This is a genomic window from Nocardia sp. FBN12 (assembly GCF_050320175.1).
Lineage (GTDB): Bacteria > Actinomycetota > Actinomycetes > Mycobacteriales > Mycobacteriaceae > Nocardia.
On the sequence record NZ_CP190048.1, the window covers coordinates 522035 to 544952 of the forward strand.

Genomic DNA, 22918 nt, shown 5'->3' on the forward strand with positions numbered 1-22918 from the left:
CTGCGGCGCCGGAGGACGAGCTGGGGACGAACCGTTCGTCACGCAGAAATCCGCGGCGAGACGCATCGAGTTGTCCTGTATGGGCTTGTCGAAGACAGCTGGCGGGCAGGGGTTCCCACTTGGTTGCGCTGGCCGGATCGCGCAAGTACCAGCGCCCGTCGTAGAAGTTGCGCGAGGAGAACTCCGCATTGTAGTGAATCAACTCGCGATGAGCGTGTCGTACCGTTCGCGGAACTCTATGCTCGCGTCGTCTTTCGCGATGTCGCAGAGAGCTCGCAGGGGTTGCATTTCGCGCACGATGCGGCGTGACTGCACTTGCTGTTCCAGGACGTCTACTGTCGTCAGGCCTTCTTCGAGGGCGGCGGATCTGTCACCCAGGCCAGCCAGGGAGGCGGCCAGGCAGGCGCGGTAGGTAACCCGGTCGCGCGGTGAGGAGTCGCTGCCGTCGGCGATCGCTCGGTACAGGTCCGCGGCAGATGCATGGTGGCCCAGGTAGCGTCGGCCCTTCGCCTCGTGTGCGCGGACTTCCGATACGGTGACGAACTGCAGCCACACGTCGTCACTATTATCCAGGCCGTGGTCGACTTCTCGCCATGCTTGCCCGATCGCACGGTCGAACCCGTGCGCGTCCTGGGCTGCGGCGTGCGAGATCGCAACGCGAGCCGCGACGAGTGCGTGTAGCCGGGGTGATTCCGCGCGGCGCGTGAGATCGGCGGCGCGGCCACTGAACCGCACCGCTTCCTGGGCACGCCCCAAGTGACACGATTGACGCGTCATTGATTGCAGTACCCGGATCATCAGGGTGTCGTCACCCGATTCCGCGGCGAGGGTGAGCGCTTCGGTGTAGCAACGGCGTGCGAACTCATGATCACCGTTGTCATACGCCAGCCAGCCCGCGCATTCTGCCAGCTCCCCGGTCACCCTGGCCAGCTGCAGCCCCGTGGAATTGGTGAAGCTGCCATTGTCGAGAAGTGCGCGGGCGCTGCGGTACTGCGCAATCGCTGAGTCACCGACATGACCTGAGCCGTGCTGCTGGTCGGCGGTGTTCAACGCGTCGACCGCGTTGCGGAAGAACGCGACACCGTCGATGCCGACTACGGCCCCGGATACGGGTACCGACATTATTGACGCCGCCACCCCGAAAACAGCGAGTTTCCCGAAATCTCTGCGGTCCACGCTTTCACCTCCTGAGACGTGGCCCTCCGACCTCTTGCCCGACGTTGCCTCGTTGTGTGTAGATAGGTTCAGTAGCAGCGGAAACAGCGCCGCTGGGGGCACGCCGAGAGTGTCTGTCACCGCGATCAACTTGCGGATGTCGAAGAACGCCCCGGAATCGCCGTTCTCGCCTTTCGCAATCCACGACTGCGCCCGGCTCATTCTCGCAGCGAGCTGGTGCTGAGAAACTTTCGCGGCATCGCGAAGCGCCGCGACCGCCCGGCCCGGGCTGTGCCGTATCGCCCACTGGTAGTGGTCGGTGTCCCACCATTCTCGACCCGCCATATCGAGACGATACCCGCGATCGAACCGAACAGCGATGCCGAAACGGGATCGAACTCGCTATAGCGCGGACGCGTTGCCAGGGGCCCAGTTGCTCAGCTGTCCTGAAGTGGCGCCGCTTCGACCGAGGCTGCTGAAGCTACACCGGAGGCACCCATGACCGTCCTAGTCGCTGAATGGACAATGACCAGTGATCTCGCCCGAGTCTGCGTACCGAGAGGTCCCCACCGGCGGTGTGTCAGGTGAGCTGGCTGCCCCCCGGTCGCTCGCGAACATCCGAGCCACACACGGCTGGCGGTACGAAAGCGCCGCACGGAGGTGACGGCGGCCTGCAGCGACAACAGCCTCTCGGTCATAGCGGCACCGACGTATCGGAATCATTTGCGTAGCAAATGATCCACGACGTAGATCCACATGCGGGAGCTTTCGATGTCGACATCGAGTCAAACGTATGGTCCACTCACTCGATTCTCACTGCCCTAGAACCGATCCAAGAAGTCAATCAAACTCTTACGGAGAAGCGATGACAATTCGCACTGGATTCGATATTCATCCATTGCCAGCAGAGAAACCCGCGCCGAAGCGTGGCATCACATTTCTCTGGCTGGAGCTGACGGGGCGCTGCCAGCTCAATTGCACGCACTGCTACGCCGACAGCGGACCCACCAAATCGCACGGTACGATGACGACGAGTGACTGGCTGTCGGTCATCGATGACGCAGCCGACATGGGTGTCCGCGACATTCAGTTCATCGGCGGCGAACCGACCCTTTATCCAGCGCTCCCGGAACTCATCCGTCACGCGTCCTCTCGTGGGATCGCTACAGAAGTCTACTCGAATCTGGTTCGCATACGCGCCGACATCTGGGACACCCTAGTCGAGTACAGGGTCCGTCTGGCGACCAGTTACTACACCGATCAACCGGAGCAGCATACGCTGATCACCGGAAATGCCTTGGCGCACAAACGAACCACCGACAACATCAGCAAGGCAATTGCGCTCGGCATTCCCGTTCGGGTCGGCATGGTGTCGGTACTCGAGGACCAGCGGATCGACGAAGCCCGTCAACTCCTGACCGATCTGGGAGTCCAGTACATCGATGTCGATCACGTCCGACGGGCTGGTCGGGCAAATACGGAGGCGGACACGCCTCTCGAAGAACTCTGCGGCCAATGCGCCGGCGATGTCCTTGCTGTGTATCCGGATGGCGCGGTGCGCCCGTGCGTCTTTACCAGGTCCCTCCAGGTGGGTGATGTGCTGAAGTCCAGCTTGCGACAGGTCATCGACAGCCCACAACTGGCTACCGCCAGGACCGCCATCGGGAACGCGACCATGGAGAACCACAGCCACCGGGACGGGAGTTGCGGGCCGAATTGTAGTCCGGTCTGTCACCCCGGCTGCGATCCGCGCTGTGTTCCTGGCCAGTTCGTCTGTAGGCCGCGCGGTGGTCAGTACTGAGAAATTGCGACGGAACAGCATGAACACTCCGAATCCGGGTCTTAAGACTCCCGGTTCGTTGCGAAATCTGGAAATGGCACGAACGAAGGAGAACTCAGTGTCAACAATGATCGGTCGTATCGGTCGAACCCCCACCAGGATGGGTTTGGGCCTGCTGTTTGCGTGCGCGGCGCTGCTCGGAACTGCGGGAGCCGCACACGCGGAAGGTCCTCCCTCAAACTCTGACTGTGAGGCGCGCAACTACAGCTGGCGCTCTATAGAGGACATCAACAATCCATTCGCAATGCCGAGCATCTTTGCCACCTACAGTCATAGCGACTACCACCCGAACACTGACACGACGACTCGTTGGTACACAACTAACGCAACAAACAACTACTGGTTGTCATGCAACAAGCCGGGGCGCCCCTAACCCACAGCGGAACGGATAGAGGTACGTGATGGTGTGAGGTGCCCGCGGACTCACACCACTCACTTCGGTCGGGTCGTTGAAGAAGGTGTCCCCAGATCGGTTCTTTTGCCCGACCTTGGACCGGTGTTAGTCCGGATAGCAGCAGCGCCGTGCGGGCCCACGCCCACCCGCGGCGGATACCTCCCCAGAGGAGCCCGATGTACAGCGATCTGATCGCGATCATGTTGCCCGCCATGGTGATTCGATCGTGCTGCGGCCACGCCCCACCCCCAGGGGCGTCATAGGGTCAGCGGAACCCTCTGTCGTTCGCCGCGAGTACTGGTCGTGCGGGTCCATTAGCGCAGCTTCGCCCCGCCCTGGGAAATCTCCGGGTATGGGAGGCAGACGCAGGCCGACTCGACGAACACATCCAGGCCGTCGCAGCAGCAGGGCTGATACCGAAGGCCCGCCGCCACAAGACGATCCTCACCGGAATCATGGGGCTTGCAGTTCGGTACGGCGCTCTGCCCGAGAACCCCGTCCGTGTGCTACGCGATCCACACAACTTCAACCGCACCTGGTTCAACCGCACCTGGCGCGACGCTCGCGGCACTCCGTACAAGGACGTCACTCAGTACACGTTCCGGAGAACGGTCGCCACCCTGATCGCCGAGGGGGCGGATGCGAAGACTGCGGCCAAGCAACTGGGCAGTCCCGGGAGGCGATTGCGGAGCGGCATTACATCGCGTCGGCGGAACTGGCTCCTGACTCGTCGGCGGTTTTGCAGAAGGGACTCGGCAGGGACAGCTGATCGTGCCGCTGGTGGCCCCGGCAGGCTCCACGGGGTCACGCCGCGCCGCCTCCTGACCTGTGGTGGCCGCAACGCCTCATTGGCTACTCGGCGGCGAGCTATGTCTTCTCAGTCCTGCTTGGAGCGTGAAGATCCCGGTCTACGTCGTCGTAGTGTGCGGGGTTTCGGCACGGCTCTTGCTTGTCGGCGGCGCTCGGATACTCGGCGTCCGTGTCATCGGTGGCCGACTCTGGCAGTGTCGCGTCGTTGATCAGTTCGTAGACATTGCGAACTTTCACTCGGGCCTTGGCGCGAGCGTTGTTCGGGTTATCCGGCACGAGTTGCTTGGCTACCTGCAGTCGTCTGCGGTCGCAGAGTTCCTTTGCGTCGCAGGCGCGTAGTAGTAGGCGCTTGATGGAAGCGTGTAAGGCCGCTGCCGCTCTCGTCGAGGATCTGAACCTCCGACGGCCGTCGCCCTTAGACGGTCTCGGGTGGAGGCAAGCTGAGGACCTCGCTGTTTCCAGGCGAAGTCATGTCGTGCCCACTGCGAAGACGTAGCCCTCCGGAGAGTTGCCTGCGGTCGGGAACTTCGAGCTAGATTGGTCGTCGGCGCCATACGAGCGCTCGAGTCGCATGAAACAGGCAGGGGGGCACACGATGTCGTCAGCAGGCGGACCGCTCGGGGGCGGAAATCCAAGCGGATCTGGAACCGGTGCTGGTAGCAGTGGAGGGTCTGGAGGCTGGAGCGGCGCAACGTTCGTAGAGCGGGCAACAATTATCGGTAGTGTTGGCACTCTCGTCGGTGTTCTTGTCGCGGTAGTTGCGCTCTTCGGGCCATTCGGATCTGACAACAAGGAAGCCAGCGGCAACGCAGCGTCTTCTTCGGAGCCCACCAGTACCGCTCCATTGCCGACGTCAACGGGTCAGAGCGACACCTCGGTATCGCCGTCAACCACAGTGGAGAGTGTGCAGTCTGAGCCGGACTCACCTCTTCCCTTCTCCACGGGAACCTTCAGTGATTCTCAAACGATTAGCAGGATGTTGAATCTCGATAAGAACCCCTGGGTCGGTGAGTCGTGGCCGTTTGACATCAATTACCTGTCGGTGAACAACGATCACCTCGGCGGTATCCAGATGGTGTTGCTCGCAGACGGTGTGAGCGCGACCTATCAGACCTGTAGGAGCCAGTCGTATTCCCGAACTCAGATCAAGTGGACGGAGCTGAAGGCGGGCAGCGAGTTGTGCTTGCGCGTGAAGGATCCGAAGAATTCCAACAAGACTCGAGTTGGCCAGATCACGATCGGCTCGTTGACTGTCTCCTCGGACAGGTTCAGCGCCGGGAGCTTCACCGGGCAGGTGTGGGAGCCTACTCGCTGACCACGTAGGGCTACGTTCGTGGCGTTCGGGAAACGACTGTCTACCGAACTTCGCTCGCACCGGGCAGACCGACCTCGTCGGGTGTCTTGTCGGTCCGGATCCCCCGAAAACTGGGGATGCCGAAGCAGACTGCCTCAGTCGGCTGCGAGAGTAGGCTCGTTCCCTTCGCTCTCGGGCGGAGTCCCGGAAGCGGTGAGCCATGAGCGACCACATCCAGATGGAACCCCCTGATTACCACCGGTGTTTCGACACCGTGTCCGCCTCGCCCGTCGCCTGCCGCGATCTACTGCAACGACTTTCGGAGATGACCGAGTACGACATCCACTCGCGGTGGTCACCGTGGAAAGGGCAGGAGCCCCCGCCTTACGGTTCGCAGGTCGGTGAACAGATTCCGGTCGAGGTGCAGCTGGTGATGCTGCAGGCCCAGTACGACTCCTACGGCGAGGTCGCCGACCTTCAACTTCGCGACCTCGCCGCGGTAGTAGGAGTGCACCCGATGCAGATACCTGCGGCGATTCCAAGGTGTGATGCACGTTCGGTCTCGGACGATCATCGACAATCGCTGTGAATTTTTGGTGTAACTTTGGAATGGGTCAAATCGGTTGCTGCCGTAGCGGTCTGGCTTCTTCGCGTGAAGACACCGCGTGCGTTGGTAGGGCCGGTCGGGGCCAACGGATGTGCATCCGGCGATCCTGCCGAACTGACTGTCGCAGGTTCGTTTCCTCGGCGGGGCACATCGAACATGGGAACGCAGACGACCTGCGGTTATCGGACGGGCAATTGGTGATTGAAGCCGATTTTCGGCTGTAGGCGGACGGTGACGTCGGTGAGATTCGTCATTTGGACGACCGGGTTCGTGGCTACTTCCATGCGCCGCGCACGCTGTATGCCCCAACCGTTTAGTTTCTTGTTGTCAATATGCGTGCCGCTCGACACGCTCGGATGCAGCCCGTGGACAGACCGCGTCGATTGCTTGCCTCAACAGGTCGGCCGCTCGTTGGGTGGGGCGAATCCGGTAGTTGAGCCTGGCCAACTGGAGGACACGTTCTGGGTCGGAATTGTCCGACAACCACAGGGCGGCGGCATGGTCGGCGAAGGCTTCTGGATGGCTACGCAGTAGCTGTTCGTAGCGGGCGTCGGCCCCCTCGCGCAGCATTCTTGCTTCCTCGCTGTCGGAGTGGATCAGCAACTGGGCGAGTTGGCCGGCGTATTCCGGGTCGTCGCTGACGGTGACGGCGTGGCGAAGGCGCGTGATCGCGGAATCGGTGTTGCCGAGGCAGACTTCAGCGGCTGCCAGATGGCCTTGTGCGGGTAGGTATTCGGGCAGTCGGCGCACCGATCGGGTGAACCATTCTGCTGCTCGTTCGTGTTCACCGGCGGAGAGCCAAAGGTGGCCACGATGGAAATCCAAGGTGGCCAACGGAAAAGGGGACAGGCCTCGGAAGAGTTCTCGGGCACGGTCGTAGTGCGATTCCGCAGTCTCGAGATCGCCTCGAGCGGCATGGTGGGCGGCAAGTCCGGCGGTGGCGGCGAAGCCGTTGTTCTTGGTGAACGCGGCGCGGCGCAGCGGCTCCGCGCGGTCGTAGTCGCCGATCGCCTCGAGCAACGCTGCTTGCTCGGAATGGACGCTGTCGGTGTCGGCGCCGAGGCTCAGCGCCCGCTCGAAATGCTCGTTTGCGTCGCTGAATCGGTGAAACGTCGCCAGCGTGTGTGCCCGAGCCACATGGGCGTGGGCGGAATTCGGCTGGTCGATGACGAATGAGTCAGCCTCGGCGGCTGCGGATTGGGTGTCGGCGATCAGTCCCAGCGTGTGCCCCCGCAGCACGAGGAACTCGATCAATGCGGCTCGGTCGACATCGGTGGCGGGTCGGGCTCGTCGTCGCCCCTGGATCTGGGCGGAAAGGTTGCGCACCGCAAGGTGTCCGGCGGTAGTGACGAGGGGTGCGGCCGGTGACATCAAATCGCCAACTCGGTGATCCAGCGCAGCGCGGTGAGGCTGGGCATGAAGAAGTAGTCGCCACCTCGGGTGACGACGAAAGTCGGGATATCGGAGAGTCGGCGTCGAATAGGTCGTTCGGGGATGGTGAACGTGCCGTGCCCGGCGTTGGCGCCCAACAGCGGATCCCGTTCACCGTTGTGGCCGATGAAGATTCCGCTGTTGATCCATTCTTCTTGCACGAACTCGAACTGGCGCCGCAACGAGGACCCGATACAGCCGAACATCATGCCGCGGTCGGCACCGTCGTCGACGAGCCCCTCGGGCAGGGGCGGTCCGTAGCTGGCTTCGCGGCGAATGATCCGGTGGCTGCGCGGATCTCCGAAAATCTGTCCGTCACGCGGGTTCATCCGCCGGATGTGCGAGCCGAGGGGACAGTCGAAACCCCGAGCGTCTTCGGCGCGATAGCCGAAGGCGTTGTTGCGGGTCGGGTCGGCTCCGAGGACGGGATCATCGAGGTCTGGCGCCAGCTCGAGGGGAGCGCCGCTGCGCCAGCGGCCCATGATCTTGGCGGCGAGAAGTTCTTCGTCAGCGGCATCGGTGGTATTGTCGTGCAGGTATCGACGGAACTGAGGTACGCGTTGCTGGAGCTTCCGCAGGACCAGATAGGTGCCGTTGCGGCCGAGTTCCTCCGGCTGGGGCACCGGCTCGAGCCGACCGGACTCGGTGGGGTAGCCGAGGATGAATTCACCTGCTGCGAGCGGCTTCTCGGCCGGATTGGTGTTCGGGAGTCCACTGCCCTCGACGGGCGGCTGACTGATGTTGTCGGCGTACCCGAATGCTTCACGGCCGTTGGAGGAACGTGAGTCCTGCCGGTAGACCAGCGTGACGCCCGGGGTGTCTGCGGTGATCCGCTCCTCGCGGGCAACCAATTCGTCGCGTCGACGAGTATCGGGTGCCATCGCGCTGAGCGCCACGTGAATATCGCTGCTGCCCAGCGGCTCCTCCCAGTTCTCCGGAGCGCTTTCGCCGGTATCGTGCAAGATCGCCGACCGCGCGCGCATCCCTTCCCGGAACTCGGGTGCGAAGCTGTCGATCGACGTGCTCGGCACTCCGAGCGCGCGTAACCCTCCCACGGTGAACGACACACTGAGCCAGACGTCGGCGTCGGCGTCGGTGGGGTCGAGCGCGTTACGTAACAACGGGATCAATCGTCGCAGCCACGCCCGGCCTGCCTGCGGGTCGTCGATTCTGAACAGGTCGACAGTTCCGGCGTAGGGGATGGGCAGCGGGTGGAGAACGCCGCCCTGGATGTCGTGCAGTTCCAGACCGCTCATGCGAGATCCTTCGGTGCCGTGGTGTGCTCGGTGTGTGTCCTACGCGGTTCGCCGGCTGTTCGGTGGGGCGAGGTAAGGGAATTCGGTGCCGGCAGGGACGGTCGCCTGGTCGACCCCGTCGCTGATACGAGGTCCGTTGCCGCCGTTGATGAACCATGTGTAGTAGGTGTCGAGGAAGTCGTCGTTGAGTGCCCGCCCACCGCAACTGGTGTAGGGCCGCCCCGCCAGCATGGATTGTTCGATCTCCGACCAACTGTCCTCGGCGAACGGTTTGCTGACATCGACGACGAGATAGTCGTCCAACAGCAGATCGGTCAGCGGGTGGACGCCGTGTTCGTCTGCGGGCCAGGCGATGTCGTGGTCGAGCCGATCGTAGAATCGGAGATTCGCGCTGAGCCGTTCGCGAAATGCGTTGCGGTAGGTCTCGCGGAGTGCGAAGGCGTCTTCGTCGTTGTAGACGTCGCGCACATCGATGTCGCGGTTGACCGGGTCGTTGCCGTTCCACTGCAAGCCGATGTTCTTGATCTCGGGTCGGCCGACACGTTCGAGGCGAACCGGCCGCGGCCCGGCGGCGAGCGTTTCACCCACCAGCGCCCACAGTTGGTGTCCCGGTAGCCACCGTTGGCAGTCGATCTCGACGACCACCGCGAGCACGTCGGCGTCCTGCATCGTGTTGGTGGTGTATTTGCCGAAAGCCATCTGGCCAGTGGTGATGGTTTCCATGATGGATTCGATCTGGAAGATGAACGGGTCCGAGGCCGGTCCAGCGAAGTAGCTGACTCCGGCGTCGGTGACGCCGGCTCGGTCGTCGACAGTCACGTGCAGGCCGATTCCGTCCGGTGTTGTGCACGTGCTGTGTTGGGTGCCGGTGTCGTCAGTGCTGTCGAACGTGCAGTCGAAGACGACCTCGGTATCGGCGGGGCCGACATCGAATCGAGCATCGATCCCCGTCGCGGCGATCTGCACTGGGCGCAACCGGAATCGGCAGATCATCGCGTCGGAAAACGCCGCCGTCGCACTGGCTCGAGGAAAGACCGTCATCACCAGGACCAGGCGACCGGCCTGGCGAGGGCTCGGGAACGCGTAGAGGTCGCAGATGTCGGAGGCCGGGTCGGCTACTGCACGCGGAGAAGACAGATGATCAGACATGGAATCTCCGGTTTCGAGCTCAGTCGGCCGCGTGGTCGAGCAGGGCTTGGAACTCGGAGGTCGTGATCATGTCCGCGTACTTCGGATCGCGTATCGCGGCCTGGAAGGCCGGCGAATCGATCAACCGGTCGAAGGCGTGGTGCACGGACAGTGCCTTGCGGATTTCCTGGACCGTGCCGTCGTAGAAACGCATGTACTCGATCGCGGTGGCCTGATGGGCGAGGATGAACTCGAACACGCCCGGGTCTTGGAGACCGAGCTCTGGCCACCCCTCGATATGGTTGAAGATCATCTCGAACGCTGCGGCGTTGTGCTCGGCGAACGCCTCGATATAGGGCACCCACTCGCCGTCGTAGTTGGTGGAGAACATCATTCGGGTGTCGTCGTCGAAGAGCACCCAACGGCGGTCGTGCAGTGTGCCGATCAGTTCACCAGCAAAGGTCTTCTCCTCGATCGGCCATGTGTCGAGGGTTTCCAGGGCTGAGCGGATCTGCTTCTCGTGGCCGGGCTTGACGTGCCAGAAGGTTGTCAGTTCGCCGGTGGCACCTTGGCGCCGACCCGGCCGGGGTGCTTCGGTTGCCTGCTCGGACGTCGATTGGTCAGCCATGATGTGTCCTCTCGATCGATCGAAGAGCTAGAAGGTTGTGGACATCGAATCGGTGAAGTCAGGCGGGCCCCTCACCGAACACCGCGGGTGATTGTTGTCGCGTCCATGCCCGTTCCTGACGTGAGCGCACCAGCTCCGCCGATTGCGCGGGGTCGATCGTGCGGTAAGGGCCGGAGTCGGCTTCGACCAACCCGACCATCTCTTCGATCAACGAGTCGGGAGGAAACTGGTTCGCGAATCGTTCCTTCAGCGAGGCCAGGTCTTCGGGGCGGGTGAAGTTCTGCTCAGTGGAGAACCACTCGTCGATACTCGCAATCATCGCGTCGTTGAACCCGGTCGCGAACGGGCCGGGATTGAGGGTAGCGACCTGAATTCCGTGCGGGGCGAGCTCATCGGCCATCGACTCCGCGATCGCTTCGAGCGCGTGTTTGGACGAGGCGTACGCGCCGAGGTACGCGCCCGCGGTGAGGCCGGCGATCGAGGACACGAACACAATTCGACCGCGGCCGCGCTCCACCATTTGAGCGGCGATCGGCTGGGTCAGCGCCAGCGTGGCAAACACATTGACCTCGAACACCTCCCGGACCCGCTGTAATGGAATCTCGGAGATCGGGCCGCCCGCGCCTATCGCGGCATTGTTGACCAAAACGTCGATATTCCAGCCGAGCGCGGCATCGCGATCAGACTCCGAAGTCAATTCCAGGACCGGAACGCGTAGCGACAGACCTTCGGCTTGTGCTTGGGTCTCGAGGTCTTGCCGCTGAGCGTCGTTGCGCACTGACGCGATCACATCGTGGCCGCGCGCTGCCAGGATCAACGCCGCACCACGCCCGAATCCAGAACCGGCTCCCGTGATCAAAACTGTTCGCGGCTTCACGCACCATCAACCCTTCAGTCGACCTTCACAGCGATCCGATGGCAATCAGTATCAACGTGCGATTCGAGCGACTCTCGATCGAGATTCTAGCGGAGCCGGTGGTCGCTCCGGGTCGGATCAGGTACACGCGGCGTGCCCTGCTCAGTGATGGTAACCGACACGACTGCCTGCACAGAGGCGTGTTAGGCGGGCGTTGTCGTGTGAATGAGCCAGAGGGTTCACCATGTGAGTGATACCGTCTGGATTCAAGGTGGTTGAGCCCGTCTGAATGGCTATCGTTCGACTGGTTCAGCGTTCGGCAACTATATGGCATCCATGATTGCCGTCGATGTTCAGCGGTTGACCGGTGGTCGAATCGAGCCGAAGAGCCGACCGACGTTGTCGGGGGTCGACGAATCCTGTTGCAAGGTCCTGGGTCCCGTAGAGCCCGTTGACCGGTGCGGCGAACCCGTTGCCGACTTCGCCGCCGGTGGCGGTCAGTTCGATGTCATATTGGGCCAGCTCATCAGCAACACAGCGACAGCCCTGATCGTCGTCCCGATCGCGGTCGCCATCGCCGAGGAAATCTCGGTGTCACCCGTGCCACTGCTGATTACGGTGGCTGTGCGGTGTGATTCATGAATAACATCTTGCGCATGCTGAATCGATTATCTTTTCAGATTGTAGGCCTCCTGCGTAGTGAATGCCCTTCCGCTGGGTAGCCGCAATGATCTGCAAAATGTAGAGGCTTGAAATGTTGGGTTATGGTGCTTGCGGTTTCGGCAACGCGCAACCGTGAAACCCTGGCGGGGACCGCAGTCGAGTGTTGCGTTGGGGTACACCCACATGTGATCAGATGAGCCGCACGTTTCCGAGGAAGACCTTGCCGCCGACCGACACAGCCAAGTAGTTGCTCTTGATCTCCCAGACTTCGCCGTCGCTGCTCCACACTTCGAGTTGCTTGTTCGAAGTGGACACGTCGTTGGCGACGGCGATCCGACTGCCATCGGTGCCGAGCTCGGTGCCTTTCGCGACGACGCCGGGGATCACGTACTCGCCTGTGTAGGCATCTACCACACGGCCCGAGTCGGAGGTCATGATCAGGGTTCCGATACCGCGTAACAGGAGTAGCTCGGGTTGGTCATCGGCACCGAATGACTGCCGCTCCCACAGGACGGTCCCGTTGCGCGGGCTGATCCCCGCGTATGTTGTTTTGTTGCCGTCGGTCTGGATGGCGGTCGGCACCGAAGTCTCCACCGGCCCCGGCTTGGATACGTTTGTCGAGTGCAGGCTCGGCCGCCAGCCTTTCGGTAGGTCCGCGGTCCTAGCACCGTCACGGTTGTAGATCCCGGTCGGTGATTCGCCGTCGGAGACGACGAATCCGTCGATGAAGACGTTCCAGTCGGTGCTACGGATCATCTCGACGGTGTCGCGGCGGAACACCTCCTTACCGTCTTCGAGCCGGATCACCCGGAATACCCCCTTCGACAACGGTTGCGATGGATCCGGAGCGGAGGTGACCATGGCCAGGCGGACCAAGCCGAAGACCTCGATCGAATACGGCGGATCCTGCGACGATGGATCCGGATCGGCATCTGGCCAGCTGATCGCTGGAAGTTCCCGGCCGTCCTCGCCGATCGATCGAAGCGACGGTGCCAGGCGATGACCCGGCCTGTCCACGAAGACGAAACGCCCACCCGCGGCGGTCAGGCTGTCGATCTCGTCTACAGCGGCAAAGGTTTCGATGACCCGGCTTGCCGCGAGGTCGATGACCACCACCGCGTCGGAGGCCCCGTCGAGATGGCAGGCAGCTGCCCCATGATTCGCGCTGACGACACAGCGTCCGAGGGTTCGTGGTTTCGTGTCCATCGCGATGGGCTCGGTGTCTGCTCGCAGCTGACCGGTGTTCGCATCGATGATGTCGAGGAACTCGATGGTGTTGGCGTCGGCCAGGCGGACTTTGCGGCTGAAGAGAACGATGTCGGAATCGCCGCCGAGTGCTGATACACCATCCGGCTTGGAGCCGGGAGGGCCAGGAATTTCCGGCAGTGTCCAGACCGGGGTGTCGGGCCGCTTGTCGAGCGAGGGCAGCATCGGCGTCACGGGCTGACGGGGCAGTCGCGCGGCTTCCTCGGCACCGGCGTCGGGCATCAACGCGCGGACACCGATCACGGCGACGATCGCCAATATTGCGGCTGCCGGTGCTCCGATGAGCAGCGGTATCCGACGGCGCCTAGTCGTTGGTGACCCCGCACGCCCCGGCCGCATCGGCGGGGCCGGACGATGTGGTCCGTGGCCGCCAGGCACCGGGTTGGCGACGGTGGCTGCGTAGCGGTCGGCCGTCGCACCTGATGATCGCCGTCGCTGCGCGGGCAGGGCGAGCGCTTGACCGAGCGCGGTCGCGAAGTCTCTGCTGGTGGGAAAACGATCCGTCGGGCTCTTCGCCATCGCTCGTGCGAGCACCGCATCGACTTGTGGCGCGAGATCGGGCCGACGCACTCGCACACTCGGGACCGGCTGCTGGGCGTGCGCCATGATCACCGCTACGGGGTTGGTGCCGGTGAACGGCTGCATACCGGTCAGGAGATCGAAGGCGGTGGCGGCCAGTGCATACTGGTCCGATCGCGGCTCGACCGCCAGTCCCTGCATCTGCTCGGGCGAGGCATAGGCGATGGTGCCGATGGTCAGGCCGGTCCCGGTGAGGTCGGAGTTCTCCGGGACCGACCGTGCGATTCCGAAGTCGGTCAGCAGGTAGTGGCCGGTCCTGGCAAGCAGGATGTTGGCAGGTTTCACGTCGCGATGGACCAACCCGCGAGCCCCGGCGTAGTCGAGCGCATCGGCGATTTCCGCGATCGCGCGTGCCACCTCGGTACCGGGTAACCCGCCCGGCGAGCTGGTGCGAAACGCTGATAGATCGACGCCGTCGATCAGCTCCAACGCGATCCACAACCGCCCGTCAGCTTCCCCACGGTCGTGGACGCTGACGATGCCGGGATGTGAGAGGGACGCGGCGAGGTCGGCCTCGCGTTCGAAGCGGCGCCGGTACGAGTCGTCGCGGGTGAACTGCGCGGCAAGCACCTTCACCGCGTCGAAGCGGGGTAGTCGTGGATGTCGGGCGGTGTAGACCTCGCCCATGCCACCGACCCCGAGTAAGCGTTCGATGGTGTAGCCGGCGAACACCGACCCCGGACCCAATGCCCCCAACGTTCGATCCTCTCCGATACACGATAGTGAGAAGATCACACCGTACTCATGGCTCGTAGGCAACTGCGTCGCCCGAGGAGCTGGGGAGTTGCGTTCTTGTGCTGGATCGCCGCTGTCAGGAGTGTTGTGCTGCAACCCACTTCGCAATGTCAGCAGTACACGGCAAAGACTTTCACCGATCTGGGTAAGAAGTATCGCATCGGTGGTATCGCGTCAGAGTGTCAGAACTCGACTGGATCGCGCAGGATCGGACAGGTCATGCAGTGTCCGCCGCCGCGCCCGCGGCCGAGCTCGGAGCCGACGATCGTGATGACCTCGACGCCTTGTTTGCGGAGTTCGGTGTTGGTGTGGATGTTGCGGTCGTAGGCGAACACGACACCGGGTTCTACTGCCACGAGGTTGTTTCCACTGTCCCATTGCTGGCGTTCGTTGGCGTAGTAGCCGCCGCCGGTCTCCACGACACGCAGGGCGTCGAGGCCGAGTGCTTTGGCGACGACGGTCAGGAATGGATCGGATTCGTCGACCACCTCGACCGGTTCCTTGTCGCCGGGTCGGAGCGAGAACGCGTGGATGCCGTAGACGATGTCGGGAAATACGGTCACCAGGTCTCGGTCAGCGAAGGTGAACACGGTGTCGAGGTGCATCGCGGCGCGGAGTTTCGGCATACCGGCGACGATGACGTGTTCGGCCACGCCGCGATCGAACAAGGCCTCAGCGACCTGGCTGATGGCCTGTCGGGATGTGCGTTCGCTCATTCCGATGAGGACGACGCCGTTTCCGACCGGCATCACGTCGCCGCCCTCGAATGTGGCCAGGCCCCAGTCCAGTTCGGGGTCACCCCACCAGATCTGCGATCCGGTGAAAGAAGGGTGGAAGGTGTAGATCGCTTTCATCAGCAGGGTTTCATCGTGACGCGCCGGCCAGAACAGTGGGTTGAGGGTCACTCCGCCGTAGATCCAGCAGGTGGTGTCGCGGGTATAGAGGGTGTTGGGTAGTGGCGGCAGGAGGTACTCGCGCACTCCACCCTGTTCACGTGTCAGTGCGCGATAGTCACGGCCGCAGTCGGGTACGTCGGCCACGGCGAGCCCTCCGATGAGATAGGTAGCCAGCGTTCGTTCGTCGAGCGATTCGAGGTAGCCGCGGGTGTGATCGATGAGCCCGAGGCCGACCTGGTTGGAAATCACGGTGCGGTCCAGGATCCAGGCCGTGGCCCCGGGGATGGCGAGGGTTTCGGCGAGCAGGTTGTGCAGCTCGACGACCTCGACCTCGCGGTCGCGAAGCTTGGTGATGAAGTCGAAGTGATCGCGTTTGGCGTTTTGCACCCACAGCACGTCGTCGAAGAGTAGATCGTCGCAGTTGGTGGGGGTGAGGCGTTCATGGGCCAGCCCGGGCGCGCACACGAGGACCTTGCGCAGGGTTCCGACCTCGGAATGCACACCGTAGACGGGCGGGGGCTGGGTTCCGGTCATCGTTGGTCCCTCCTGAGGGTGGTGATCGAGCTGACTAGATCGAGATCGAACCGGTGGCCAGCCCGATGATCCCGGCGATGGCGGCGACGATCGACACCACCAGCAGGACCACCTCCCAGCCCTGGAAGTACTTCTTGCCGCGCTCGCGGCGTGCCAGCACGAACAAAATCGTCCCGGGGGCGTAGATGATGAACGACAGCAGCAGGAATTCCAGACCGGCGGCCAAGATCATGAACGTTGTGTAGAACGTGGCAACCGCCGCGATGACGAGTTCTCTGCGCCGGTCCTGCGGGCGTAGATCGGTGTAGGTCTCGCGGGTGATGGCCAGCTTCAAGGCATACGCAGCGGCCAGTAGGTAGGGCACCAGCGCCAAGGAGCTGCACAGCTTGAGCGTGAACGTAAACGCGTCGTCGGAGAACAGAGTGGTGAGCAAGACCAGCTGGATCAGGACCGAGGTGAAGATCATCGCGACGACGGGAACCTTATGGTTGTTCACCCGACCCAGGAACGAGGGCATGTCGTCATCGGCAGCGGCGACGTAGAGGACCTCAGCGGCCATCAGCGTCCATGCCAGGTATGCGCCAAGGACCGAGATGATCAGGCCGATGCTGATGAACCAGGCACCCCAACTGCCGACGGCGGACTCGAACACCGGTGACATGGAGGGCTGCTGGATGGTGGCCAGTTGTTCGCGCGGCATGATGCCGAACGACACCATGGTCACCGTCGCGAAGATCGCCAGGACACTGAGGAACCCGAGTACGGTGGCGCGACCGACGTCGGCGCGTCGTCGCGCGTACCGGGAGTAGACACTCGCGCCCTCGATACCGAGGAAGACGAAGACGGTCACCAGCATCGTCGAGCGGACTTGATCGAACAGTGACTCCGAATAGGCGTCCCCGCCCCAGAAGTTGTCGACGAAAATACCTGCGTCGAAATAGAACAGCAACACGATGATGAAGACCAGGATCGGCACGACTTTGGCGATCGTGACGGCCTTGTTGATCGCCGCCGCCTCCTGAACCCCACGCAGCACCATGAAGTGGAATGCCCAGATGAATACCGTGGACAGCAGGACCGCGGGAACGGTGTTCCCCTCGCCGAAGATCGGAAGAACTTGTCCGAGAGTCGATTTGATGAGCACCCAGTAGGAGACGTTGCCGACACACGCGCTGGCCCAATAGCCGAACGCTGAGAAGAAGCCTAGGTATTCGCCGAATCCGGCCTTGGCGTAGGCGTAGACGCCAGCGTCCAGTTCAGGTTTGCGAACGGCCAGTGTCTGAAATACGAAGGCCAGCATCAGCATGCCGGTTCCCGCGATCGTCCACGCGATCAGAGCACCGAAACCGCCGGTTGCCTGCCCGAAATTCCGGGGGAGCGAGAAGACTCCCGCTCCTACCATCGAGCCGACAACCATTGCCGACAGGGTCAGCAGCGGCATCGTTTTGGTCGAATCTACTTCGGTTTTCGTCATCCGCAACTCCCGGGCCAACCTGGTGGACGTGACGGGATGGAGCAAGCCGAATGTTAACGCGGAGATCGGGGAGCCGCGAGAAGTAGGTAGGAATAGTAAGTATCCGTCACCGGATCGTGACAGCCCCGGTGATTTCAGTGGCACGGCGAAGGGTGTTCTCGGGCCAATGCAGCGGTATCGGGTCGTTTAGTTACCATGCTTGGCCGGGCGATTTAGTTTCCATGCTCGATGGGCGATCCGATCCTCATCCGGCGTGTAGCGGTCCCAATTCGGGTCTGGCGTGCGCGATTTCGTCTACAGTGCGAAACACATCGGAGTCGGCGGGGCTCTGAAATTGTCCGAGGTAGGGATGATGCTTACCGGCAACCGCGAGATCCGTGATCCTTCACTGCAGGACGCTATCGTTCCGCTGCTCGCGCTGACCGTCCTGATCGGCGGTTCGCTGCTGCTGTTCGGCCTCGATGCACTCGACGGACCCCTGCAAGCTGCGATGGTGTTGTGCGCGATGGTCGCGGCGCTGATCGCGCTGAAGAACGGGCACACCTGGGTAGCCGTGCAGGAGGCAGGTCAGGCCGCCATGTCGTCGATCACCTCGGCGATGTTCATCCTGCTCGCAGTCGGCGCGTTGATCGGCACCTGGAACATGTCCGGCACGATCCCGACCTTGGTCTACTACGGCCTGCAGGTCCTTTCGCCGGGGTGGTACTACCTCGCAGCAGCGCTGATCTGCGGCATCGTCGCCATGAGCATCGGTAGTTCCTGGACCACCGTGGGCACCATCGGCGTCGGCCTCGTCGGCATCGCCACCATGCTCGGGGTTTCGGCGTCGATCACCGCCGGGGCGGTGATCTCCGGTGCCTACCTGGGCGACAAACTGTCCCCGCTCTCGGAAACGACCATTTTGACAGCCCAGATGGTCGAGGTCGATGTCTACGAACACATCAAACGGCAAGCGTGGACGTCGGTCCCGGCGTTCCTGATCGCCAGTGTCGGGTTTCTCCTCCTCGGCCTGATCGGACCCGACGCCGACGATATGGTGGCTACGGCCAGCGAACTTACCGCGTTAAGCGACATCTATTGGATCACCCCGCTCAACCTTCTGCCGCTACTGTTACTGGTCATCCTGTCGATCCGCAAGATACCGGCGTCGCTGGCGCTGATCACCTCCGCGCTCTTTGCCGGCCTGCTGTCGGTGTTCACCCAGCCACAAGTGGTCAAGGACTTCACCGGCGACGACAACCCGATCATGGCGACCATACGCGGGACCTGGCTGGCCGTGGCCAACGGATTCACGATGAACTCCGGAATCGGCGAAATCGATAGCCTGCTCAGCCGCGGCGGCATGGACAGCATGCTCGCCACGCTCTGGCTGATCATCGCGGCGGTTACCTTCGGCACCCTCCTCGAACGATTCGGGCTCATCACACGTCTGATCACGCCACTGCTGTTCCGCGCCAAGTCCACTGGGCGGCTCTATGCCACGGTCTTCGGTTGTGGACTCGGGCTCAACATCGTCGCTGGGGACCAATACATCGCACTCGTCCTGCCCTCCCGCATCTTCCGGGCCGAGTTCGCCAAACGAGGGCTGGCCCCGACCAACCTGTCGCGCCTGGCTGCCGACAGCGGCACCGTGACCTCGCCACTGGTGCCCTGGAACTCCTGTGGTGCCTTCATGGGTGCCGCGCTCGGGGTCTCGACGCTGCTCTACCTGCCGTTCGCCTTCTTCAACATCGCCAGCCCTCTGTTGAGCGTCGCGTACGGATTCACCGGATTCAAAATCGAGAAGGTGTCACCGGCATCGCCCGAAGACACCACCGGATCATGAATTCCTGATTGCCTCAGCGCGAGCGCTTACCGGGGTGTGGCGAATCGCGTGGTCGTCGGAGTCGGTGAGGTTTCGAAATCGCACACCCCAGGATCTGGGCTGGCAGTGCCCTGGGCCAACTTCCAGCCGCCGTTACGGTACGTCATTCCGCGCGAACACCTTTCGGCCCACTGTGGTGTTGGTGTTGACTGTCGAACATGTCGCAGATTGGTGTCCGACCTTCGCAGCCGTCTCAGCCGCAGAAGACCACACAGCGCCGGGCCGGCAACAGCTTGTTGGCGGCCGCGATTCTGGTAGCCGGGATCGGCGGCGGCCTGCTGGCGTGGCATCCCTGGGACAAGGGAACAACAGTGACAGTGCCGACGAAGGACCCGCAGCAAGTCACAACTCAACGCATAGGCACGGTGTGGCAACCAGGTCTGTCCGGTCCGGGTTTGCCGGTCGAATGTGTCACCAACGAGACCGGCGGAATCTCGTGCCTGATCCTGCCTGACCCCTACGCGCACATCAGAAAGCAAGACAGCTGAATCATGTGGTGGCCGCTGCTGCGGATGTATCGGCGAAATCGGCGCTGGGTTCGGTGTGGTCAGCCACGCAGGATTCGGGCTTTCTGAACCTCGAACTCGGCGCCGGTGAGTACTCCGTCGGTGCGTAGTTGACCGAGACGCTCCAATTGCGCGAGTGTGGCGTCGAAGTCGGTCGGCGCGGCAGGTTGCGACGGTGTCGACGCAGGGACGGGAGCTGGTGCGGGTTCGACGGGTTGTGGCGCCGGATGGGATGTCGCCCAACGGGCTTGCTGGCGGCGTTGGACGCGACCGTGAACCGAGGAAGCGACCGCTGCGCGAGCGGCAGTTTTGAGCAGGCTCATCAGAGTCCTTCGGTCTCGGTCAGCGCGGTATCGAGTTCGTCGAGAGTCAACTGGCCTTCGGTGAGGAGTTTCGCGCCGCTGTTCTCCCACGCCGTGAGCACAGGCAGCATGGTGAGTTCCTCATAGACAAGGACAGCGGCGACACTGGCTGGGCTGAGTTCGGCAGCGATCTCGGCGAAGTCGCTGCGATCGAGTAGCCCCGAGGTCGCTCCGACGAACGGGACGAGGTCAGGGCCGAGATTCTCGATCGGGAGCAGGGCGCCGGTGGCGTCGACGAATTCCAGGTCCAGTATTCGGAAGGCGCCACGGTCGACGAGGTCGAGCAGAACGGCGAATCCGTTGGGATCGATACGCCCGTCGGGAAACTCCACGACGATGTAGTCGATAGGTCCGAAATGATCGGTGTCGCTCATGCTTGGTTGGCTCCTAAGACCCGGACCGGAGATCTGTGACGACAGCGGGGGAGAAATCGAAGAGGTTCGGGTCGAATTCGAACCCGATTGGGCTGATGTTGCACAGCGTGACCACCACGTAGACGCCACGGGCCATGTCGGTGAACTCGCCGGTGATCCGCCCGTCATACGAAGCAAGTTGAATACGGGGGCCCGCGGCGACCGCGCCAGCCGCGATCAGGCGTTGCAACAGATCAGGCGCATCCGGTCGGCGCCCGCTCAGGGAATCCAAACCGGCGGCACCCAAAATTGGGGCGGCTGCGATGGTATCGACCGCAGCCGTCGTGCATTCACCACGGATGACAGGAAAGACGTCGCGCCGGTTGGGGACGTTGAGCACGGCGTAGTCGATCTCGGCCCCCGAGACCGTCGTGTTGAGCTCGACCGGGACCACCTGGGGAGCTGTTTGCGCGAATGCCGCCGCGGGAAATGCGAGGATGCTGAGGACAGCCAGTCCCGCTGCCACACACGCGATACGGACACCGACGAACGTCGATCCACGCATAGATCTCTCCTTGCTATGGCTTACAAGAAAGGATAACCGCATATTTGCTCGTGGATCAGCGGACACGCAGAAGAGAACAACAGGCCGGGGACACCTATGAGCATTATTCGCCGGGCAGTCGGAGTCGCGATCGCCAGTTCAGTTCATGGTCGAATCCAACGGCGCCAGCATGCGCGCTGGGCAAATCAGAACCGAACTGTCGACTCGCCCGAGGCGGCCGGCGTCAAGCCCGACGAGGAGTCAAGCATCTCCTGATGACGAACCGTCAAGCATCTCCTGAGACCACACATCGACACTCGGTGCGTGGATGGCCGACAATCGTCGGTATGGCTGGCGAGGAACAGGTCGATACCGCCGACTCGACGGTATCGGGGCTGGAGGTATCGCCGAGTCAGGAGTTGCCAGATACTGCACGTGCGGGAGGCCAGGATGTCAGTCGTGGTCATCTGGGCGAGTTACCTGGTGCGCGTGGTGGCATCTCGGCGTCGTTCGAGATTCGCCATGTCGACGGTGCGGAAGGAGAGCGCCTCGCCGCGGTGCAGGCCAAGGCAATTGCCGCGCTGTTGGTCTGGCTCCGCGATCATGGGGACGGTGTGAGCTGAATCCGGGCGGTGTTGGCCAAGACAGGCGATCCGGTTGATCGGCGTGTCATCGCAGTTTGATCGGTGTGTCGTGCGCACCTAGGGCACGAACCTGCGACGCGTGACCTGGGGTTTCTTGTGATGTCTAGTTGGTTTTGCTCTGCAGAAATCGCCCTGAACTGCGGAAATGCAGTCGCAGGTTGGTGCCCCCGGCGGGGCACATCCAAGATGGGAACGCGGGTGACCTGGGTATTTCGCGCTGGCCAGCTGGTGGTCGAAGCGGATTTCGCGCTGGTCTGACGGCGTAGCCGACCGGACTCGGCGCCAAATGTATCGGGAACCGCAGCGCTCGGGCGGCGACGGATGGATCGTCAATAGGGCGAGGGCTTGGTTCCCAACTCGTGATGGCCGGTGATCAGGCTGCCGCGAGATGGATCTGCAGCAGCTCGCGGAGTTGGGCGTAGGTGCGGTTGAGCGGCGCGATGTTGCGATCTGCGATCGACATCATCACCGCGCCCTCGATTGCCGCGATTGTCGTGGTCGCGAGGCTCTCGGCCGTCCGTGCAGGCACGCCCTGTGCGATGACCTTCTCCGCAAGGCGTTGTTCCCAGCCGCGAAATGCCTTCCTGGCCAGTTCTCGCGCGCCGGGTGCTTCGCTGCCACCGTATGCCGCGGCAGCTATCGGGCATCCGGACTGGTAGTCGCTGCTCACCAGCACCTGTTTCCAATACTCGACGAAGGCGTGCAGCATCTCCGGCGCGGAGAGTGTCTCGGCCATCTGCTCGATCATCTGCTCGATCCAGGCCCCCGCGGTCCGGACGGACTCCTCGATCAACTCCGTCTTTCCGCCGGGAAAGTGCTTGTAGATCGACTGTCGGGCGGTGCCGCTGTGCTCGAGTAGATCGGCCACTCCTGTGCCGGCCACGCCTCTGCGCCGGACCAGCTCGATCGTGCTCTCGACCAAGCGTCGCCGTGCGTCGGTAGCCATGAGTCTCTCCCGCCTCGGTGCAGGCCACCAGCCTAGCGGCGAGCCAGAGAGTGGACCAATCGGTCCTCTAACCGGAGCCGCCGTCCTGGAAAGCTCTGGATTCTCGGGAGCGCCGCTCTTGCAATAGACCAGCTGTTCTACTAGCCTCGCAAT

The 22918-nt window shown here is 62.7% G+C and carries 19 protein-coding genes; 6 read left to right on the forward strand and 13 right to left on the reverse strand.

All coding sequences use genetic code 11. From position 1 onward, the window contains the following. Positions 1 to 198 precede the first annotated feature (198 nt). Complete coding sequence (locus ACQHI0_RS02765; protein ID WP_427906358.1) at positions 199 to 1500, reverse strand: hypothetical protein; 1302 nt, start codon at positions 1498 to 1500, stop codon at positions 199 to 201. 520 nt (positions 1501 to 2020) lie between these two features. On the opposite strand from ACQHI0_RS02765, the gene ACQHI0_RS02770 reads away from it, so the two are divergent. From ACQHI0_RS02770 to ACQHI0_RS02780, 3 genes are all read left to right on the forward strand, one after another. Then, positions 2021 to 2956, forward strand: coding sequence for a radical SAM protein (locus tag ACQHI0_RS02770; RefSeq protein WP_427906359.1), 936 nt, complete (start codon positions 2021 to 2023; stop codon positions 2954 to 2956). A gap of 2147 nt (positions 2957 to 5103) precedes the next feature. Continuing rightward, positions 5104 to 5514: a hypothetical protein gene (locus tag ACQHI0_RS02775; protein ID WP_427906360.1), complete on the forward strand. Its 411-nt coding sequence runs from the start codon at positions 5104 to 5106 to the stop codon at positions 5512 to 5514. 199 nt (positions 5515 to 5713) lie between these two features. Next, positions 5714 to 6082 (forward strand): hypothetical protein, encoded by a 369-nt coding sequence (locus tag ACQHI0_RS02780; protein WP_427906361.1) that lies wholly within the window; start codon positions 5714 to 5716, stop codon positions 6080 to 6082. 345 nt (positions 6083 to 6427) lie between these two features. On the opposite strand, the gene ACQHI0_RS02785 is transcribed toward ACQHI0_RS02780, so the two are convergent. From ACQHI0_RS02785 to ACQHI0_RS02820, 8 genes are all read right to left on the reverse strand, one after another. Further along, positions 6428 to 7426, reverse strand: coding sequence for a tetratricopeptide repeat protein (locus ACQHI0_RS02785; RefSeq protein WP_427906362.1), 999 nt, complete (start codon positions 7424 to 7426; stop codon positions 6428 to 6430). A gap of 44 nt (positions 7427 to 7470) precedes the next feature. After that, positions 7471 to 8787 (reverse strand): Dyp-type peroxidase, encoded by a 1317-nt coding sequence (locus ACQHI0_RS02790; RefSeq protein ID WP_427906363.1) that lies wholly within the window; start codon positions 8785 to 8787, stop codon positions 7471 to 7473. 39 nt (positions 8788 to 8826) lie between these two features. Then, positions 8827 to 9936: a DUF4331 family protein gene (locus tag ACQHI0_RS02795; protein WP_427906364.1), complete on the reverse strand. Its 1110-nt coding sequence runs from the start codon at positions 9934 to 9936 to the stop codon at positions 8827 to 8829. A gap of 19 nt (positions 9937 to 9955) precedes the next feature. Beyond that, positions 9956 to 10543 (reverse strand): hypothetical protein, encoded by a 588-nt coding sequence (locus ACQHI0_RS02800; protein ID WP_427906365.1) that lies wholly within the window; start codon positions 10541 to 10543, stop codon positions 9956 to 9958. A 58-nt stretch (positions 10544 to 10601) separates the two neighbouring features. Next, complete coding sequence (locus ACQHI0_RS02805; RefSeq protein WP_427906366.1) at positions 10602 to 11420, reverse strand: SDR family oxidoreductase; 819 nt, start codon at positions 11418 to 11420, stop codon at positions 10602 to 10604. 831 nt (positions 11421 to 12251) lie between these two features. Beyond that, the gene (locus ACQHI0_RS02810; RefSeq protein WP_427906367.1) at positions 12252 to 14603 is read right to left on the reverse strand and encodes a protein kinase domain-containing protein; all 2352 of its coding nucleotides are present in this window, start codon (positions 14601 to 14603) and stop codon (positions 12252 to 12254) included. 221 nt (positions 14604 to 14824) lie between these two features. After that, positions 14825 to 16072: an arginine deiminase gene (locus tag ACQHI0_RS02815; RefSeq protein WP_427906368.1), complete on the reverse strand. Its 1248-nt coding sequence runs from the start codon at positions 16070 to 16072 to the stop codon at positions 14825 to 14827. A 34-nt stretch (positions 16073 to 16106) separates the two neighbouring features. Further along, positions 16107 to 17546: a basic amino acid/polyamine antiporter gene (locus ACQHI0_RS02820; protein ID WP_427906369.1), complete on the reverse strand. Its 1440-nt coding sequence runs from the start codon at positions 17544 to 17546 to the stop codon at positions 16107 to 16109. 352 nt (positions 17547 to 17898) lie between these two features. On the opposite strand from ACQHI0_RS02820, the gene nhaC reads away from it, so the two are divergent. After that, a complete protein-coding gene (gene nhaC / locus ACQHI0_RS02825) occupies positions 17899 to 19371 on the forward strand; it encodes a Na+/H+ antiporter NhaC (RefSeq protein WP_427906370.1) in 1473 nt (490 codons plus the stop codon). A gap of 197 nt (positions 19372 to 19568) precedes the next feature. Then, positions 19569 to 19898 (forward strand): hypothetical protein, encoded by a 330-nt coding sequence (locus tag ACQHI0_RS02830; RefSeq protein WP_427906371.1) that lies wholly within the window; start codon positions 19569 to 19571, stop codon positions 19896 to 19898. Between the two features lie 59 nt (positions 19899 to 19957). Here ACQHI0_RS02830 and ACQHI0_RS02835 read toward each other — a convergent pair whose 3' ends face one another. From ACQHI0_RS02835 to ACQHI0_RS02845, 3 genes are read right to left on the reverse strand one after another with little or no spacing between them, the layout of a single operon-like run. Then, complete coding sequence (locus tag ACQHI0_RS02835) at positions 19958 to 20239, reverse strand: SHOCT domain-containing protein (protein ID WP_427906372.1); 282 nt, start codon at positions 20237 to 20239, stop codon at positions 19958 to 19960. Beyond that, positions 20239 to 20652: a DUF6325 family protein gene (locus tag ACQHI0_RS02840; protein WP_427906373.1), complete on the reverse strand. Its 414-nt coding sequence runs from the start codon at positions 20650 to 20652 to the stop codon at positions 20239 to 20241. The genes ACQHI0_RS02835 and ACQHI0_RS02840 overlap by 1 nt, the downstream gene beginning before the upstream one ends. Before the next feature lie 13 nt (positions 20653 to 20665). After that, positions 20666 to 21157 carry a hypothetical protein gene (locus ACQHI0_RS02845; protein ID WP_427906374.1) on the reverse strand — a complete coding sequence of 164 codons (492 nt, stop codon included), beginning with the start codon at positions 21155 to 21157 and terminating at the stop codon, positions 20666 to 20668. Between the two features lie 365 nt (positions 21158 to 21522). On the opposite strand from ACQHI0_RS02845, the gene ACQHI0_RS02850 reads away from it, so the two are divergent. After that, positions 21523 to 21798: a hypothetical protein gene (locus ACQHI0_RS02850; RefSeq protein ID WP_427906375.1), complete on the forward strand. Its 276-nt coding sequence runs from the start codon at positions 21523 to 21525 to the stop codon at positions 21796 to 21798. Between the two features lie 394 nt (positions 21799 to 22192). On the opposite strand, the gene ACQHI0_RS02855 is transcribed toward ACQHI0_RS02850, so the two are convergent. Next, positions 22193 to 22765: a TetR/AcrR family transcriptional regulator gene (locus tag ACQHI0_RS02855; RefSeq protein ID WP_427906376.1), complete on the reverse strand. Its 573-nt coding sequence runs from the start codon at positions 22763 to 22765 to the stop codon at positions 22193 to 22195. Positions 22766 to 22918 lie beyond the last annotated feature (153 nt).